The following is an 18896-nucleotide window of genomic DNA, read 5'->3' as shown; positions in this document are numbered from 1 at the left end:
CTACTCATTACCGAATATATGTCTGAAAATGTCCGGGATATATAATTTCTTATCGAAAAAATTAGAAACTATCCGATTTTACACAGATCATATTAGAGAGTTTTTTCGAGTGTATATTTTTGTCTTACTACTCAACAGCGCTAATATAATAAATTATTATTTGAGTAATTCCGAACAAAAAGAAAGAGTTTTTCTTATTCTCTACTTATTATATAATGCAGCATTTTATATCTTTGTAAACAAAGATAAAACTAATGTATAACCCCCAAAACAAAAAAATGGCTGACAAACATGGAATCAAATAGATATGGAATTGTAGAAACTTACCAATACAGAAAAGAAACAGAACGTTACTCTCGTTCTGTCTCTATGTGTGAGATCATTGATAATGACTATAATCTGAATATATCTCGTTACGTAAGTATAGCCAAAGAAGAAATCCCCGTTAACTTGGCTGAAGTTCACAAACAACTAAAAAAATAGAAGAAGATATTAAGATTGCCAAAGCCAAACATAATCGTTTTTTAGAAGAACTGGGACTACCTCCGATTCAATAAATGCAATAATGACGTGAACAAAGATGAACAGAATAATCCTCATAGGCAATGGTTTTGATTTAGCACACGGACTTCCGACCAGATACAAAGATTTTATCGATTGGTATTGGGAACGATGGTTTAAGACATTAAGAAAAAGCTTCAAAAATACGGAATCCGACGAATTGTGCTCGTTCACGTTAAGAGACGAGTTTTTTAAATGGAATAATTTTATTCAGAGGGAAATATCAATTTTAAATCCGCCAAAAGGAAAAAATGTTATCGATTGTATAAAAAATAAACCTAATTATTATATAGTTAAACAGACTCCTTTTATGGAAAAAGTGTGTCGGTCCATCGACACTAAAGGATGGGTGGATATAGAAAACGAATTTTACAACATTTTGAGATCATTTGCTCAAAATGAATGTCCCCAAGGATACGATACTCCTGAAAAATTAAATAGCGAATTAGAACTCATCAAATCATTGCTAATAGAATACTTAGTCGAAATTCAAAATAATCAATTAAATAATAACAATAATATTTATCCTGAAATAGAAAATATAATTACCGAACCTTTTGATGCAAAAGACATTTCTATCGAAGGGGCTTCTAAGTTTTATAAAGAGTCGCAAGATATAAAACTGAATGAATGTAAACCAAGTCAAATAATGCTCTTGAATTTCAACTATACAAAAACTGCAGATATCAACACTAGCTCGACTTCAAATTTCATTATAAATCACATTCACGGAGAACTAACACATCCTCAAAGTATAATTTTCGGCTACGGAGATGAATTAGATGACGATTATAAAGATCTACTCAAACTTAACGATAATACTTTTTTAAAAAACATCAAATCAATACGATACTTAGAATCTGACCGTTACCGGAAACTCCTTGAGTTTATCGAACATACCCCATACCAAGTATATATCATGGGGCACTCTTGCGGAAATTCAGACCGAACATTACTTAACACATTATTCGAACACAAAAATTGTATATCTATAAAACCTTTCTACTACCAAAAGGCTAATGGATCGGACAATTATCTGGAAATTGTTCAAAATATAAGTAGAAATTTCACCAATATGAAATTAATGAGAGATAGGGTTGTCAACAAAGAGTTTTGCAAACCATTACCACAAAAGGAACAGAAAATCAAATAACCACTCCTAAAAAATATATTCAACTTTATTATAAAAAAACTCTGACTCTCTACAGAATCAGAGCTTTTTCTTTCGCGGTGCGGACGGGACTCGAACCCGCGACCCCATGCGTGACAGGCATGTATTCTAACCAGCTGAACTACCGCACCATTTTTGTCATAAGGAACTCTCCTGTTCCCTTTTGCGTTTGCAAAGATAGATACTTTTTTTTATTCTGCAATAGTTTAATGAAAATTTTTACCTTCATAATTCCTTTAATAAAGCGACAATTCTATAGTTCAACTCATAACCGATAAGTTTACAGAAGCTTAGAGGCGTCTAAATTTTTCAACAAAAAGATTTATTAAGAAATACTCAGCCTTAATTTCATAATAACAAGAGACCTTTTACCCTGTCTCTTCGGTCGCAACGAATATCCTCGACATCAGAGCAAACGAGAATAAATCAGAAGGCTTTTCGGCAGATCGATAAAAATAGCTATTTTTGCAATCGAAAAATCAGATTCTTAATAAAGATGTTACTTGACATTGCCCTGCAAAAAAAACATTTGAGCCATTTTATTTTCCCGAAGATTTCCGAGACCGCAGACGAGATGAACCTCCCTTGCTATGTTATCGGAGGATATGTTCGTGATATTTTTCTGGAAAGGGATTCGAAAGATATCGATATCGTTACCGTAGGAAGCGGTATCGAATTGGCAACGACTTTCGCCGAGAAATTGGGAAAGTCGGCTCGACTATCGGTATTTAAAAACTTCGGTACGGCACAAGTCAAGTACAAAGATATCGAAGTAGAATTTGTCGGAGCTCGCCGTGAGTCTTACACCCATGATTCACGCAAACCGATCGTAGAGGACGGTACTCTTTGCGATGATCAAAACCGTAGGGATTTCACAATAAACGCATTAGCGATTTGCTTGAATAAAGAACATTTCGGAGAGTTGATCGATCCGTTTAATGGAATGGAAGATCTGAAAGCAGGTATTATCCGCACGCCTTTAGATCCGGATATTACATTCAGTGACGATCCGTTACGCATGATGCGGGCCATACGATTCGCCACCCAATTAGAATTCTCTATCGAAAAAGAAACTTTCGCTGCAATAGAGCGAAACCGTAAACGTATAGAGATCATTTCAAAAGAACGAATCATCGATGAGCTAAATAAGATCGTAACATCTTCAAAACCCTCTACGGGTTTTATATTACTGGACAAATCGAAACTATTGCCCTTAATTTTCCCCGAGCTGAATGCGCTCAAAGGAATAGAAACCATCGACGGTCGGGGACATAAAGATAATTTCTATCACACACTGACCGTTCTGGACAATGTTGCAAAGAAAAGTAATAATTTATGGCTACGCTGGGCCGCCATATTACATGATATTGCCAAACCGGTAACAAAACGGTACGACAAAAAATCAGGATGGACTTTTCATAACCATAATTTTATCGGTTACAAAATGATTCCGGGTATTTTCCGACGTATGAAACTGCCATTGAACGACAAAATGAAATTTGTCCAGAAAATGGTCGACTTGCACATGCGTCCTATTGTATTGGCCGAAGAAGAAGTTACCGATTCTGCCGTTCGGCGTCTATTATTCGACGCCGGTAACGATATAGAGGAGCTCATGACCCTTTGTGAAGCGGATATTACATCTAAAAATCAAGAAAAAGTAAAAAAATTCTTAGACAATTTCACACTGGTACGAGGTAAACTGAAAGAGATAGAGGAAAAAGATCGAATAAGAAATATGCAGCCCCCGATCAGCGGTGAAGAGATCATGGATATTTTCGGATTGACACCTTGCCGGGAGGTCGGAGATATAAAAAGCGCCATCAAAGACGCTATTCTCGATGGTATTATCCCGAACGAAAGGGATGCCGCTTTTCGCTTCATGCTCGACTTTGCCGCTTCCAAAGGTCTGAAACCAACAAAATAAACACCCTGAAATCATTATTTTATCCGCCACAAGCTCATGACCTTTCGATATATTGCACGGCAATTAAAAAACGATACGGCCAATAAAAGAGCGCACCCGATAAAGACGGTCGGCAAAAACGATCCCGGCTCATATCCGGGCCACATACGGGAAAGCAAGTCGGTATAATATCCCCTACTTCCCCACACGGCAAGCAACGAAAAAAGAAAAACCGACAAATTCAGCATTATCGTAAGCATCCTATAAGGACGGGATATTTGTGCAGGAGTATAACCGATCAATAACAGGTTTTGCAATTTCCGTGTATTCTTCTGCAACAGCAAATAAATACTCAGCATCAAAATAAAAAATGACAATGCCGTAATCAACAGACCGATTGCAATGACCAGCCCCGTGACGATCTTGAGAAAATAAGTAGCTTTTCCGGCATCCAGATTTCCGCCTTCGGTTTCATAACCCTTCTTTTGTAAAAAAGTCACAATTCGCTCGTCAGACGGATTACCGACTTCCACTATCAAGCGAGAAGGATCTTTCACTTCTCTGTTTCCGAACTCTCCATTTGCCCATTGCATAAATCTGTCCGGCACTAAAATCGTATTAAGTCGATTGGAAAAACCAACGATGTTCCCTTTAAAAGATCTGCTTTTTCCATTTCCCGAAATATGGATATCCACATTGACCAAACCCAACACCCCTTCGGAAAGTTGCGGAAGATTCCGAGACTGGGCAAATCCGAAATTATATAAATTCAAATAATTACGAGGAAGGATTATCGGAAGAAAATCTGACCGCTCATCAAAACGCCAATCGGCAAATTTTACATCAATATAGGCATCGGGAACTGACTCGAAAAACATCTGTGTACTCATCCCCATGCCTCCGGCCATCGAGACTCCCGCAGATACATTAAAATGTCCCGGAGTAAAAGCTCCGACATTTTTCACAAAAGGCTGGTTCTTAATTTCGTCAACATCTTCCGAAGTGAAGCCCGAACTCTTTTTTACAAGAGAACCCAACGTACTGACCCGCTTGGACAAGATCATATACTCTTTTTTCATAAGACCGTCTTCTTGTGAAAAAAGAGGCTTCACATCTTGATAAAACTGAATGCTGAGAAGCACAATGAACATACCTAAAAGGTTTGCCAAAAAGAATCCTACAAATTGGACTATGCTCAGATGCCGTCTCAAGAGTTTCCACACCATAATTTCAAAACCATTTTTTAATTATATACTCATGCAGCCGTAACACCCCCTATAACCTCAGTACCTTATCATACCTTATATCCAAATGTTTGCCGATGGATGTCACAATTACACCGGCCTCCCGATTCTCTGCCTCTTTCAATAAAATAGAAGAGAGAATGTGACCGTTCTCCTCATCTAAATGACTGATCGGCTCATCCAAAAAAATAAAGTCGAACGGTTGGCACAACGCTCGGATAAAAGCAACCCGTTGCTGCTGTCCGAAAGACATCTTTCCGACCAAAGAATTTTTCTTATCGGCTATTCCGAGCTGCTCGAAAAAGGCTTCTATCTCCTTATCATTTTTATAACCGGTAAGATTATTCTTTATCATGACATTCTCCCAAGCCGTCAATTCAGGGAAAAGTCGAAGCTCTTGAAAAAGAAGGCTTAACGAATGACGGCGAAGATCGATCCACCGGGACACAGACAACCGCCTTATATCTTGATCGTCAAAATAAATCTGCCCGGAATAATCGTCCCGGTAACCGTACAAATAGCTGCAAAACGAAGACTTTCCCGTGCCCGAAGCAGCCTCTATCAGATAAACCTGACCTCTCTCTAATGTTACGTCTTTTTTCCAGACGTCCGAATCAAGAACATCCCCACTCTCCGAAAAGACATGGGGAAGTACTTGTTTTAAAATAATTCTTTCCATAAGAAAATACGACTACCTCTCTTGTGAAGCCACAACCGTTATCCAGTCAAGAATAGCAGCAAAAGCATTCTTACTGTCATCAGACAAGAATATTTCAATATTGCCATTCGTTCCGTTGCCTGAACCGCTCAAATAAGTAAAAGGACATTGTTCAAATAACGAAACATACTGTCTTGAAGAATAAGAGCCCATAACCATCGGCATAAGGTTAGCGATTCCTTCTTTCATATTAATAACAAGGCTATAAAACTGTTTATCAAAAGCCGAAGCATAAGGAGTATTTGCCAAAGACTCCGGCATACCGTTGCTAATATTCTCGAACACTTGCGTACTGTTCGTAATGAAAAAATTCTTCTTATTTTCCAACCCGAAATATAACGATGCTTCTCCCATACTCAGTTTATAACGGTTTTTCCCGATCTCTTTTACTCCCAATATACCCAAATTACGTTTTATCAACTCTACGGCATAATCATCATTTACTTGGGCAAAAACAGCCACATCTGGTATTGCAGTCCCCATAAATCCGGATGCGTTTCCGGACAAACCGATCACAGATAATAACAGATCTCCATCGATAGAACTTATTATTTTTTTTGTATCTTCACTCTGAATTGCATTCATCTGTGTCTGGGTGAGCCCGGGCAATGCCGAAAGAAACTTATACAACTTTTGCCCATCCAAATTCATGCCGACAGCATAAAGAGCATTTGCCGGAATTTGTTTCAAGAACTTACCGGACTGCTTTCCTCCCATCTTAAAAATTTCTTCCAGTTTCTTCATCGAATCTTTATCATCAGAACGCAATCCGGATGTTACTTCGATTTTTCCTTTTTGAAAATCACAATACCCGATCGAGTAAAGTGATCCCAACAAAATCCCATCCGGCAAATAAGCGCTATATACCGAACGGAAAAATACCGGCAGAGCCCCCATGCGATACCAATAATTAACGTCTTTTCGTTCCTTCAAAAAAGCAGAAAATTCTCCATTCGACAGAAGACTGTTCTCTTTCTTTTGCGTAAACCATCCGGCCGCCGTTTTACTCTCCAAAATACCTGTCGCATCCTGTCCTATTAACAACAACACTCGGTTTTTGTCAAAAAGACATTTGGCTCTCTGACCGATAAGAGAACTTTCTACATTGTCCTCCTTCGATATCGGAGTCGCAACACCTTCAGCCTCCATAGCCTTCATAACTTCCCTCCATTTATCGACATCGGAAATCTTGGCTAAAATACAAAGTACAGGATTTGTCTCTCCGGCAGCAAAACAGACCCAATTATCCGTAAAAGAAAGTCCTGAGATTTCCGGATCTTCTTGTATCTTTTTCCAAAGTTTCACAGTTCCTTCACCCATACCGCTGCTAAAAGCGTTAAAAAGAGATGCGTTTTTTTCTGACTTTATCCAATCGGCAACATCTCCTTTTTCCGATAAAGACTTCATATCAAATGTCATGACAAAAGCGGCATCCGAAGGAATAGTCTGCATATATTCCGATTTTTCACTACATGAGAACAAAAATAAAAAAGTACACAATAGTGCGCACAAGCCTGTAAAAGAGATCCGATTTTTCATATTTTTATTTTTTTAGTCTTATAACATTCAATCCCGTTTTCAAGTTCTCTAAAATCTCGATAGCCTTAGAATCCGTCCAGATTTTCCGATAAGAAAACACTATCAAGTTATTTTTGCGTTTCCTTCCATGACTGTTTTCTCCCTTTCGCTCGTCTGATAATCCGTCATCATCTTCATAAAAACAACAGAACACCCCTGAAAGAAACATTCATACCAGACCTGAGCAAAATTCAAGCCGACCCTTATTGCAAAGGTAGTATTTCCTCATCGAAATGCAATCTTTTAGCATAATAAATAAATATTGAAAAATATTACAAACAGAACTTATCGGAAATATCCGTTTCGATTAATAAAATGCAAAAAACAAAATATTTCTCTTTAAAAATTTAATCATTATTGTATATTTGCAATAATATATCAGATTTAATGCTATGATGAACAGATTTTTAACATTCGCATGTCTATGCTTGTTTTCTACACAAGGTTTCTCCGGGACTTACTGTAATGCAATACCTGAATATCTGTCGGTCGGACAAGAATATTCCACCCGACCAACGGAGTGTACACAAAGCAATCGACCATCTGCAATTTGTGATGTCACGTTAAAACGAACCGCTACTTTGGTCGGAAGGGGCTCTTCCGAAGCGATATTGTCTTTCAACGTCAGAACTACCGATACAGAAAATCCGCACCGGCTAAAAGGCATAAATATCGATCTCAAAGGATCTACGAACATAACAGATATTACTGCACTAAAAATTTACAGTCAAAATACAGACGACCGGTTTAAACCGGAGACGGCAACGTTATGCGCCTCTGTTACCGACATTTCATCCGATAATATTCATATCGCATTTGACAAACCGCTCTCTTCGGGTAACAATTATTTCTATATCGTAGCTTCGGTAAGAAACAATGCTTATGAAGGAAACTGTATAAACATCAGATTATTGTCTTTAGAATCGACTATCGGATTTTGTACGCTATCGCAAAATGAAGCCGGAGGAACAACAGAAATCATTCTGGAACGTAAACTGCTTTTCGCTCCCGGAGATGAAGGTTCGAAATACTATCGTATTCCCGCTTTAGCAACAGCCGCAGACGGCTCTTTGATCATGGTCGCAGACAAAAGATGGACGCAATTGAACGACTTGCCCTCACATATAGACATTGTCGCCAAACGCAGTGAGGATAAAGGGAAAACCTGGTCGGCCACATCGATTGTAGCCGGAGCTGATGATGATTCAAAGGGATATGGAGATCCGCTATTGATCGTAGATAAAAAAACGGGAGATATTCTGTGTATCTATGCCTTCGGACAAGGATTATGGCAATCTACCGCATCCGATCCTATCCGTATAGGGTTGTCACGCAGCAAAGATAACGGGAAGACATGGAGTCCTACCGAAGATATTACCTCGCAAATATACGGCGCGGAATGTAAAGACCCCGTACGCCGTAACTGGCACGGAGCTTTTGCCGCTTCCGGACGAGGCCTACAACTGAAAGACGGACGCTTGATGTTCGTCCTTGCCGTACGAACTCCTGATACACGACCATGGGGCGGCAATTTATCAAATTATGCATGCTACTCCGATGATGGTGGCAAAACATGGGCCGTATCAGAAAATGCAGCCACATCTGCCGGAGACGAGGCCAAACTGGTAGAGCTGAACAACGGCAATATAATGATGAGCATTCGCAGTCCTAAAAACCGCACGTTCAGTATTTCGACAAACCGGGGGGTCAATTGGTCGAAAGCTTCGAAAAACACCGATTTAAAAGAGCCTGCATGTAACGGAGACATACTTAACTATGCATCGATTCTCGGGCTAAGAAACAAATCCTGTATTCTGCATTCTCTCCCCAATGACACAATAATACGGCAAAACGTATCTATAGCTGTCAGTTATGATGAAGGAGCGACCTGGCCTATAAAGAAAACGATATGTCCGGGCTATTCTGCTTATTCTACAATGACCGTATTACCGGACGGAACGATCGGCATTGTCGTCGAGGAAGGCAAATGGGACAAAAATCTACCGGGAGAAGACGGATTCAGCCTGTATTTTATGCGGTTCTCATTAGATTGGATCACGAACGGCACTGACAGATATGCTCTACCCCGATATTCTACCTATTATTATCAACGTGCGTCTTTATTCGACATATTGCCAATCACGTCCAAAGACATCGTTTTTTTAGGAAACAGTATCACAAACGGCTGCGAATGGCACGAACTTCTTAAAAACAAAAATATTAAAAACAGGGGAATAAGCGGAGACGTCATTAATGGCATAAATGATCGCATAGACGAAATTCTGAAAGGGAAGCCATCCAAAATATTTTTAATGGCAGGCATAAACGATATTTCTAAAGGTCACAGCATCGCAGAAATTACCGGGAATATCGACAAATTAGTAAAAAAGATCAAAAAAGTTTCTCCCAAAACGAAATTATATTTACAAAGTCTACTGCCTGTAAACGACTATTTCGGGAAATTCGAGGAACACACATCCCGCTGGCAAATAGTTGTCCCGATCAATGAAGAACTGAAAAAAATCGCAAAGGAAAATAAACTGACCTATGTCGACGTTTACTCCCTTTTTGCCAACTCTTCAGGCAAAATGAATATTCAATATACCAATGACGGACTACATTTATTAGGACCGGCTTATGCCATGTGGCGAGATCTTATAAAACCTTATGTAGAAGAGTAAGTATCTGTTTAAATTTTCTAAATAAAACCGGAAATGAATATTACGAGATTTGTTTCCGGTTTTTTATATTTATATCTTCCGAATATCAAGATTCCGGACAGAGGCTCTTTTTCCCGTCTCTACCCAAAGCGACCAGATAAAGCCCGGCAAATGTCAACGCCCCATTTATCATCAGCATCTCATATCCCAGTTTATAACCATATAATTCTCTCAACAAGAAATCGAGACCGAAGCAAAGAGCCGGAGACAACAAAGCGATGTAAGGAATCCATTTATCCCGAGGATTTCCGTGCATGAAAAGTCCATAAGAAAAAAGACCGAGCAACGGACCGTAAGTATAACCCGCTATCATATAGATAGCATCGATAATACTTTTATCATTCACAGCCCTGATCACGCAAATAATAATGACAAAAAGCAACGAAATGAAAACATGCGCCCGCTTACGCCATAATACCGCTTTTGAGGCCGGATATCTCCCGACCTCGAGAATATCGACACAAAACGAGGTGGTGAGAGCCGTCAATGCCGAGTCGGCACTGGAAAAAGCAGCCGCAATAATTCCTATGCAGAAAAACAACAGCACCGGAAATCCTAAATATTGCGTAGCAAAAAGCGGAAGCATTTCATCGCTCAGAGCAGGTATAGCGATTTGCTGCTGACCGGCAAACGTAATCAGCAAAATCCCCAAAACAAGAAACAAAAGATTTACCGGAAGAAAAGCGACTCCGTAAAAGTACATGTTTTTCTGAGAAGCCTTCAAGGTCCGTATAGAGAGATTTTTTTGCATCATATCCTGATCGAGCCCCGTCATAACAATCGTTATGAATATGCCGCTGAAAAATTGCTTAAAAAAATTCTGTTTTGTCTGCCAATCATCAAAAACAAATATCCGATCCATACCGCTGTTCCTGACCGTATTCACCACTCCGGGAAAATCGAGCTGCATCTTATCGGTCAACTGCCAAATTATCAACACTAAAGCTCCCAATAAAAAAGCTGTTTGCAGAGCATCCGTCCAAACAATCGTCTTTATTCCGCTTCTGTGGGAATAGAGCCAAATAAGCGCAACGATCACAGTCGATGTAACGACAAAAGGCACATTCCATGCATCGAACACAAAACGTTGTAAAATAAGTACGACAATGTAAAGACGTGCAGCTGCACCTATGATTTTAGAAAGCAAGAAAAACGATGCCCCGGTTTTATAAGCATTTCGACCGAAACGCTTTTCAAGATATGTATAAATAGACGTAAGATTAAGCTTATAATAAAGCGGCAACAATATCTTTGCAATAACGAGATATCCTACCGTAAACCCCAAAACGGTCTGCAAATAAGTCATGTCGATACTCAACGGCATACCGGGAACAGAAACAAACGTCACTCCGGAGATAGATGTACCGATCATTCCGAACGCAACCAAAAACCAAGGAGATTGTTTCCCTCCCAAAAAAAATGTGTCATTATCGCTTTTACGCCCGGTCAAATGCGATATAAGCATCAGAAAAGCAAAATAGATGACAATAATAAGTAAAATAACCGTACCGTTCATTCTTTCTCGTAATAAAGGCCGAAATTACCCTAAATCAATTTTGTCTGAAATAATAAGTAATCGTTCCCCTCTCGGTAACCGCACCCGGTTTTCTTTCAAAAACAGCTTTCCGTGCAGCCGCTTCGGCTCTTGCCCGTAACGTAAGATTGGCGTATGCCGTTCCGCGACTGCCGCTCGGCGTAGCCGCAGCCTGAGTCACCTTTCCCTGAGCATCGACATATATCGAAACAACGATCGTTCCCTCATCGTTACTGGCGTCATATTGAGGAATAGGCAATTCCCCTTTTAAACCTCGACCTCCCAAATCATAATCCCCATAACCGGGAGAACCGTGTTTAGCACCGGTAGTACTATTTCCGTTAGGGCTTCCCTCTGCTCCAGAACCCCTATCCGATGTTCCTCGATTAGATCCGGCATTCCCTTTACTGAAAGCATTGGCCACTTGATTTTTAATTCTATTATCTACCTCAGGCTTCGGTTGTGTTTTTTTCTCGGGCTCAGGCTGTTTCTTCTCCTCTTTCTTTTTATCCGGGACAGCCACACTCTCCTCTATATCCTGTGTGATAGATTCTTCGGATGCTTCATCCGGTATCTCGGCCTCCATCGCATCAGCAACGTTCTGCCCGCTCATTTCGGGTTGAAAAGTCCCGCTCGCCTCATCGATTGTTCCCAACTGAACCAAAACACCGCTTGCCTCATCCGGAATCTCCGGACGGGGAAAAGTAAAATAAAACAACATAAGAAATAACAGGAGATGGAATAACACCGTCCCCGCTATACCACATAATTTATTTTTCGTCTTGTCTTTCACAGATCATAATTTTCGGGACTACTCCTTTATAGGACGCGTAGCCAATACCATTCTCAATTTATTCTCTCCGGCAATATTCAACACCTTAACAACTTCTCTATAAGGTACGCTTTCATCAGCATAAAGAGCAACATACATATCTGGTTCTTCACTCAATGCACTCAGCAAATAAGGAGCTATTTCCTCCAACTGAACAGGATGTTCCGCTTCATTGCCGAAAGAGACATAATAATTGAGCTGTGCATCGATTGTCACCCTTGCCAAAGGCTTTGCGGCCGTCTGCTCTTTACTTTGCGGCAACAGCACTTTTATCGCATTCGGAAAAACAAAAGTCGAAGTTACCATGAAAAAGATCAGTAACAGAAAAATCACATCGGTCATAGAAGCCATACTGAATGAGGCCTCTATTCTATTTCTTCGTTTCAGAGCCATACTTTCACCTCCAACTTAATCTGCAGGTTCATTCAGCAGATCCATAAATTCCATAGTTTTGGCTTCGAGCTGATTGACCACTCCATCTACACGGGCTACCAAATAATTATAAGCGAACAGCGCTATAATCCCCACGACCAAACCGGCAACAGTAGTAACCAACGCTTCATAAATACCTCCGGACAAAGTTGTGATATCGGCACTCGTTCCGGCAGATGCCATATTGTAAAAAGCTCTTACCATACCGGTCACCGTACCGAGAAATCCGAGCATCGGCGCGCCCGCCGCAGCCGTTGCCAACCAAGGAAAACCTTTCTCCAGCTTCGCAACTTCGAGATTACCGACATTCTCTATCGCTACCAGCACATCATTCATAGGCCGTCCCAATCGGGTAATTCCTTTTTCAATCAAGCGCGCATAAGGAGTATCGGTCTTTTTACAAAGATTCAAAGCCGCATCTACATCTCCTTCATGGATATAGTCTTTGATGCGATCCATAAACGTACGGTCTTCCCGTGCCGCTTTACGGATGACCACAGCCCGTTCTATAAAGATATAAATTGCCAGAATAGACAATATCAGAAGCGGAATCATAATAACACCGCCTTTCAGCGACAAATCCCACATATTCAACTCAGCAACAGGAGCTGCAGTCGTCCCGGCAGAAACCGGCATTACCATATTAGCATCAGCTAAAAGAGAAAGCAACAAATTCATATAATTTTATTTTTCGGTTATCGATGTTATTTAAGACAATCTTTATATTGGCGAATAGTCTCCTGCAATCCCAAATAAAGGGCGTCAGTGATAAGAGCATGCCCGATAGAAACTTCATCCAAAACAGGAATCTGCTCATGAAAATATCGCAAATTCTCAAGATTCAGATCATGTCCGGCATTGATCCCCAAGCCCAATTTATGAGCCAATGCCGCAGCCTTGATAAAAGGAGCGACAGCTTTTTCACGATCCGAAGCATAAGCCGAAGCATACGGTTCGGTATATAATTCGATTCTGTCCGTCCCGGTTTTGGCGGCAAACTCTATCAATTCAGGATTGGTATCCACAAAGATCGATGTTCGAATACCGACTTGATTAAATCGGTCTATTATCTCGCTTAAAAAATCGAAATGCGTACGTGTATCCCAACCGGCATTGGAAGTGATCGCATCCGGAGCATCGGGAACTAACGTCACCTGATTCGGTTTGACCTGCAACACCAAATTTATAAAAGGATCGGACGGATAACCCTCTATGTTGAATTCAGTTCTTAACTGAGGTCTGAGCTCATACACGTCAGAATAGCGGATATGCCGTGCATCCGGACGAGGATGTACCGTGATTCCGTCAGCACCAAAAGCTTCACAGTCCAGCGCGACTTTCAAGACATTAGGCATATTGCCACCTCTGGCATTACGCAATGTGGCAATCTTATTTACATTTACACTTAATTTGGTCATTTTTCCAAAATTAATTCTACTTATGATAAAAAGAACTTTTTTCGACCCGGTAAGACTGAAAAATATCTCCGAAGCCAAAAATTTTATGTACGTTTGCAAAAGAACTTTGTGCTGATGCAAAATTAATAGGTTTTACAGAAATCTAAAGAAAAACGTTAGCAAAAGATCAAAAAGCTTATAAAAAATGTAAATAACGATGAGAATAGCCATTTTCGGGAATTTATATCAAGCAGAAAAAAGCATACAGGCAAAGCATCTTTTCAACGCATTAAGCAAATATAATGCGGAAATTCTTATTTGTGAAGAGTTCTACCGCTTTCTGCATACTGTAATGAAAATAGAACCTCGATACAGCAAGCTGATTACAGACAATAATTTTTCGGCAGATATGGCTCTCAGCCTCGGCGGAGACGGAACATTCTTAAAAACTGCCGAACGGGTCGGGAACAAACACATCCCGATATTGGGAATCAATACCGGACGTCTCGGATTTCTTGCCGATGTAGCCGAAAATGAAATAGATGAAGCTGTAGCAGAACTGTTTAACGGCGATTACCGAATCGAAGAGCGTTCTCTACTACAACTAAAAGCAGATGCTCTCCCCGTTAAGTTTTGGCCTTTTGCACTGAACGAAGCCGCCATTCTGAAAAGAGACAGTTCTTCAATGATCACCATCCGCACATATTTGAACGATGTATTTCTGAACACCTATCAAGCTGACGGGCTAATTGTTTCGACTCCTACCGGATCGACCGGATATTCATTGAGCGTAGGTGGCCCGATACTCGTTCCGCAAGCTCCGAACTTCGTAATAGCACCGGTTGCTCCCCACAGTTTGAATGTCCGTCCTTTGGTATTCAATGACCAAGATACGATCCGTATGCAAATCGAAAGCCGAAGTAACAACTTTTTGGTAAGTCTGGACGGACGTTCCGCCATGATGGGTACAAATCATGAATTAATTATTTGCAAAGCCCCTTTCACTACCCCTATCGTGAAACGAAACAATCATGTTTTTATTGATACCTTACGAGACAAACTCATGTGGGGAGCAGATAAACGATACAATATATAAATTGATCTATTTTTAATATTTTCATAGGAATATCGGTTTTATTTTCTTATTTTTGCAATCGAATATTAAAAATACAAGATATGCTTAGAACCGATTTACCACAATTCGACATATCTGAAAATATCATTATAGGAACAGATATCACCGAAGAAATCTTGGCATTTTACAAACAACCGTTCCGATTAAAAGCCGGAATCTTCGTGTTATGTTTAGAAGGAGAGATACATGCTTCCATAAAAATGACCGACTATTATATAAAGAAGAATGATTTCGTCTCTATTTTACCGGGAAATATCCTTCAGTTTATCGGACAACAAGGAAAAGTCCGATTGTGTTTCGTCGCTTTTTCATCGGAATTTCTGAGCCAAACCAACATGGTAAAATTTTCAGCAGATTTCCTGCCTCAAGTCATAGAAAATCCGGTAATATCCTTAAAACAAGAAAGCGCAGAACTTCTTGCGGAATATTTTTCTTTACTGGTGAAAACCCAGGAACAGATCACAGAAATATTCAATACGGAAATTACCAAGAGTATCTTACAATCAATGCTGCAAGGAATCGGATACATGTATCAGAAACATACATTGAATCCGCCTGCCCTTACCCGGAAAGAAGAAATTCGGAAACAGTTTGTCGGACTTGTCATGCAACATTATACACGAGAACGTTCCATCTCATTTTACGCCGAACAACTGAATATCACTCCGCAACACTTGTGCACGACCATAAAGCAAATCACAGGATTTACCGCATCCGACATTATTGCCCGAATGGTAATCCTCGACGCTAAAGCCCAACTAAAATCGACAGAATTGACAATACAGGAAATTTCTTACTCCTTGAATTTCCCGAACGTATCATTTTTCGGGAAATATTTCAAACGCCATGTCGGCATGAGTCCTCAAGCTTATCGCAACAGCCAATAAGATTATACTAAAGAAGAAAGCCCTTGTCCGAATCAAACGGACAAAGGCTTTTAATAACCCCTTAGAACCAATCAAGATCAACCGATCCGCCTATATTATATTCCCCTGATACTGATTCAATACAGTATGTATTCCGGGTAACGAAATAAACCACATTACCATACCGGCAACAAAAGCTATGCTCCACAATATAACCAACAAGACTGTCACCCAGCGGGATTGGGGAGGGAAATTAAATACACGCCCTAAAACCATTCTCAATACGGCATATACCGGAATGGCCAACAATACCAGCAAAACGGCAGTCAACATCCACGGATAGTGAACGGCAGAGAACATCTGCATAAAAAACGGATCTATGCCTTGCGTAACAATTCCAACCGTGCCTCCGGCCGCCGCCAATAACACAAACAATAAAGAAGACAAAAGAACCAGCAAAATAAAACCAAGACATCCACCGAAAATTATAAATACGAATTTCAATACGATCTTAATTGCCGAAAGCACATAATCACCGAAAGTTTTTTTCTCCGGTCCTAATTCCTCTTTTGCTATCGTTTCGGAAACAAATCGTTTGATATTATCGACCGTCGCCGCCTCCCCTCTCATCTCTAATTTCTGTGCAGCAGTTTTAGCCTCCGGAATACAAATCCACAAAACCAAATAAATCAGAAGCGCATATCCGGTAAGAAAAGTAAACAATACGAACAAAATGCGGACAAGCGCTGTGCTGACACCGAGATAATATCCCAATCCTGAAGCTACACCGCCAAGAAAAGCATCGTCCTTATCCCTAAACAGACGCCGTCGGTTTCTCTCGGGAATTTTTTCCTGAGGTGTCGTTCCATCCTCCCCTTTTTCAGTATTCTGATTTTCAACTTCTTTTTCTCCGACCTCCTTATCATCGGTTTCAATATTCAGCGTATCAGAAGCAAAATCTTCGGGATGTCCCATGACAGAGATGATTTCATCCACCTCGCGCACCGTAATTATCTGCATACCGAAACGCATTCTTTCTTTAAACAACTCGGCAATACGAGCCTCGATATCGCTCAATATCTCGCTTGCTCCTTCTTCATTCCGGAAATAATCGTTCAGACTTTCCAAGTAATCCTGCAACTGGCTATAAGCGTCTTCATCGATATGATATACCGTATTATTAAGATTTACCGTTAGCGTCTTTTTCATATCTATTATATATATTATTTATCATCTATATAAAACTATATCTCCCGAATATATTCGACTGTGCGGTTCAATTCTGTCCAAGCACTTTCCAACTCATTCAGGAACGCTCTCCCGGTCTCTGTCAAACGATAATATTTTCGAGGAGGACCTTGAGGAGATTCTTCCCATTCATAATCAAGCAGACCGGCATTTTTCAAGCGTGTCAACAGCGGATAAAGCGTACCTTCGACCACAATAAGACGAGATTCTTTCAAAGATTGTATAATATCTGACACATACGCCCGCTTTTTACTAAGAATCAAGAGCGTACAATACTCAAGAATCCCCTTGCGCATCTGAGATTTTATATTTTCCGTATTCATACATTACACCTTTACGCTACAAATATAACACAAAATATAAATACCTTGCAATACAAGGTACTGATTTTAACCTTATATAGACGTTAAAAACATTTATATAGAAAATTTCCGATACATATAAATATTCTTAACCCCAAACAGATCAGAACAAAACACGATAAAGAAAACTACTTATGCAAATTTAGTTCACCTAAAGTCTGTTTAAATTTTGTTCAGGTCAAGTTTAATACCTTCTTCTAATTTTTTTGTTCTTACGAAGGAGATAGTAGAGCACCCGATGAATGAAAGCGAGAAAACAGAGTAGAAAGAAACACAAAAAAAATAACCGGATAAAATCTCTTTGTCGGAAAATTTATATAGACTCTAACATTTATAGACACACAGTATCTGATAAAAACAATATATTTGCCACATGAAAAAATATCAATACGAAGACCCCGAATTCGGTACAATAATTCTGTATCTCCACCCGACAGCCCGGCATCTCATTTTCAAGATACGGGATAATTCACTACAGATAACCGTTCCGGAAGGTATTACCTATGCACAGATAACACAATCCATAAACAAAAACAGAGAAAACATACGAAAAATATACGTACGCAAGAACGACAAAATATTACGTCCGGGAACTTTGCTCGAAACCCGAAACTTTACTATTGCCATACAAACACATAACAAAAACAAATACCTGTTCAAGCTACACAACAATACGCTATTTATATTCTGCCCCGACACGACAGATTTCGAATCTCCCGAAACCCAAAGAATCATATCTGCCGGTATCAAACGATTCATCAAACAAGAGGCCGAAAAGTACCTGCCGGAACGCCTCGATTTATTAGCCAAACAATTAAACCTGACCTATAACAGCGTATCGGTTTCCCACGGACGGAAACGGCTCGGCAGATGCGATATGCGACGCAACATACTCCTGTCCTATCATCTCATGTTCCTACCCGATCGTCTGATCGACTACGTGATCTTTCACGAATTAGCTCATTTATCTGAAATGAATCACGGAGAACGTTTTCACCAACTATGTAACCGATATTGTCAAGGCAAAGAGAAAATTTTAGAAAAAGAGCTCAAGTCTTTCCCGTTTCCTATTGAATAGAATCCAATATATTAATACATATAAATATATATTAAAATAATAAAATAATTTTGCATTATGATAGGAAAATGCAACCAAACTATTTGTTGACGTACCTATATTTTGTATATTTGC

17 protein-coding genes, 1 tRNA gene and 1 pseudogene are annotated in these 18896 nt (G+C 39.9%); 8 read left to right on the top strand and 11 right to left on the bottom strand.

Features of this window, described 5'->3' with window-relative positions:
- The first annotated feature begins 291 nt into the window (after window positions 1-291).
- Both QUE35_RS11150 and QUE35_RS11145 read left to right on the top strand, forming a co-directional pair.
- Entirely contained in the window at window positions 292-483 is a 192-nt protein-coding gene (locus tag QUE35_RS11150) for an N-6 DNA methylase (protein ID WP_218918430.1), read from the top strand.
- Window positions 484-580: 97 nt separating this feature from the next.
- Window positions 581-1714 carry an AbiH family protein gene (locus tag QUE35_RS11145; protein WP_022600839.1) on the top strand — a complete coding sequence of 378 codons (1134 nt, stop codon included), beginning with the start codon at window positions 581-583 and terminating at the stop codon, window positions 1712-1714.
- Window positions 1715-1789: 75 nt separating this feature from the next.
- On the opposite strand, the gene QUE35_RS11140 is transcribed toward QUE35_RS11145, so the two are convergent.
- Window positions 1790-1863: transfer RNA gene (locus QUE35_RS11140), tRNA-Asp, on the bottom strand.
- A 365-nt stretch (window positions 1864-2228) separates the two neighbouring features.
- On the opposite strand from QUE35_RS11140, the gene QUE35_RS11135 reads away from it, so the two are divergent.
- Complete coding sequence (locus tag QUE35_RS11135) at window positions 2229-3659, top strand: CCA tRNA nucleotidyltransferase (RefSeq protein WP_022600840.1); 1431 nt, start codon at window positions 2229-2231, stop codon at window positions 3657-3659.
- Window positions 3660-3673: 14 nt separating this feature from the next.
- Here QUE35_RS11135 and QUE35_RS11130 read toward each other — a convergent pair whose 3' ends face one another.
- From QUE35_RS11130 to QUE35_RS11120, 3 genes are read right to left on the bottom strand one after another with little or no spacing between them, the layout of a single operon-like run.
- Window positions 3674-4864, bottom strand: coding sequence for a transporter (locus QUE35_RS11130; RefSeq protein ID WP_031258439.1), 1191 nt, complete (start codon window positions 4862-4864; stop codon window positions 3674-3676).
- Window positions 4865-4913: 49 nt separating this feature from the next.
- Window positions 4914-5561, bottom strand: coding sequence for an ATP-binding cassette domain-containing protein (locus QUE35_RS11125; RefSeq protein ID WP_022600842.1), 648 nt, complete (start codon window positions 5559-5561; stop codon window positions 4914-4916).
- A 12-nt stretch (window positions 5562-5573) separates the two neighbouring features.
- The gene (locus QUE35_RS11120) at window positions 5574-7139 is read right to left on the bottom strand and encodes a DUF4836 family protein (protein WP_081705637.1); all 1566 of its coding nucleotides are present in this window, start codon (window positions 7137-7139) and stop codon (window positions 5574-5576) included.
- Between the two features lie 431 nt (window positions 7140-7570).
- Between QUE35_RS11120 and QUE35_RS11115 the strand changes: the two are divergent.
- Window positions 7571-9136 (top strand): annotated as a pseudogene (locus QUE35_RS11115) (exo-alpha-sialidase); the annotation flags it as partial.
- A gap of 75 nt (window positions 9137-9211) precedes the next feature.
- Entirely contained in the window at window positions 9212-9859 is a 648-nt protein-coding gene (locus QUE35_RS13710; RefSeq protein ID WP_044261564.1) for a GDSL-type esterase/lipase family protein, read from the top strand.
- An 85-nt stretch (window positions 9860-9944) separates the two neighbouring features.
- Here the strand turns inward: QUE35_RS13710 and QUE35_RS11110 are convergent, their stop codons facing one another.
- From QUE35_RS11110 to QUE35_RS11090, 5 genes are read right to left on the bottom strand one after another with little or no spacing between them, the layout of a single operon-like run.
- Entirely contained in the window at window positions 9945-11414 is a 1470-nt protein-coding gene (locus tag QUE35_RS11110) for a sodium:solute symporter (RefSeq protein WP_009319013.1), read from the bottom strand.
- 34 nt (window positions 11415-11448) lie between these two features.
- A complete protein-coding gene (locus tag QUE35_RS11105; protein ID WP_031258443.1) occupies window positions 11449-12225 on the bottom strand; it encodes a hypothetical protein in 777 nt (258 codons plus the stop codon).
- 18 nt (window positions 12226-12243) lie between these two features.
- Window positions 12244-12657: an ExbD/TolR family protein gene (locus QUE35_RS11100; RefSeq protein WP_022600846.1), complete on the bottom strand. Its 414-nt coding sequence runs from the start codon at window positions 12655-12657 to the stop codon at window positions 12244-12246.
- Between the two features lie 15 nt (window positions 12658-12672).
- The gene (locus QUE35_RS11095; RefSeq protein ID WP_009319019.1) at window positions 12673-13374 is read right to left on the bottom strand and encodes a MotA/TolQ/ExbB proton channel family protein; all 702 of its coding nucleotides are present in this window, start codon (window positions 13372-13374) and stop codon (window positions 12673-12675) included.
- Between the two features lie 26 nt (window positions 13375-13400).
- A complete protein-coding gene (locus QUE35_RS11090; protein WP_031258445.1) occupies window positions 13401-14114 on the bottom strand; it encodes a pyridoxine 5'-phosphate synthase in 714 nt (237 codons plus the stop codon).
- Between the two features lie 196 nt (window positions 14115-14310).
- On the opposite strand from QUE35_RS11090, the gene QUE35_RS11085 reads away from it, so the two are divergent.
- Window positions 14311-15189 (top strand): NAD kinase, encoded by an 879-nt coding sequence (locus tag QUE35_RS11085; protein ID WP_022600848.1) that lies wholly within the window; start codon window positions 14311-14313, stop codon window positions 15187-15189.
- 80 nt (window positions 15190-15269) lie between these two features.
- Window positions 15270-16115: a helix-turn-helix domain-containing protein gene (locus QUE35_RS11080; protein WP_022391098.1), complete on the top strand. Its 846-nt coding sequence runs from the start codon at window positions 15270-15272 to the stop codon at window positions 16113-16115.
- Between the two features lie 90 nt (window positions 16116-16205).
- Here QUE35_RS11080 and QUE35_RS11075 read toward each other — a convergent pair whose 3' ends face one another.
- Entirely contained in the window at window positions 16206-17303 is a 1098-nt protein-coding gene (locus QUE35_RS11075) for a PspC domain-containing protein (protein WP_022600849.1), read from the bottom strand.
- A gap of 35 nt (window positions 17304-17338) precedes the next feature.
- Window positions 17339-17665 carry a PadR family transcriptional regulator gene (locus QUE35_RS11070; RefSeq protein ID WP_022600850.1) on the bottom strand — a complete coding sequence of 109 codons (327 nt, stop codon included), beginning with the start codon at window positions 17663-17665 and terminating at the stop codon, window positions 17339-17341.
- A 412-nt stretch (window positions 17666-18077) separates the two neighbouring features.
- On the opposite strand from QUE35_RS11070, the gene QUE35_RS11065 reads away from it, so the two are divergent.
- Window positions 18078-18782: a M48 family metallopeptidase gene (locus QUE35_RS11065; RefSeq protein WP_022600852.1), complete on the top strand. Its 705-nt coding sequence runs from the start codon at window positions 18078-18080 to the stop codon at window positions 18780-18782.
- Window positions 18783-18896 lie beyond the last annotated feature (114 nt).

Source organism: Coprobacter fastidiosus (assembly GCF_030296935.1).
GTDB lineage: Bacteria > Bacteroidota > Bacteroidia > Bacteroidales > Coprobacteraceae > Coprobacter > Coprobacter fastidiosus.
Note: the sequence above shows the minus strand (reverse complement) of the source record. Positions and strands in the feature narration are given on the sequence as shown.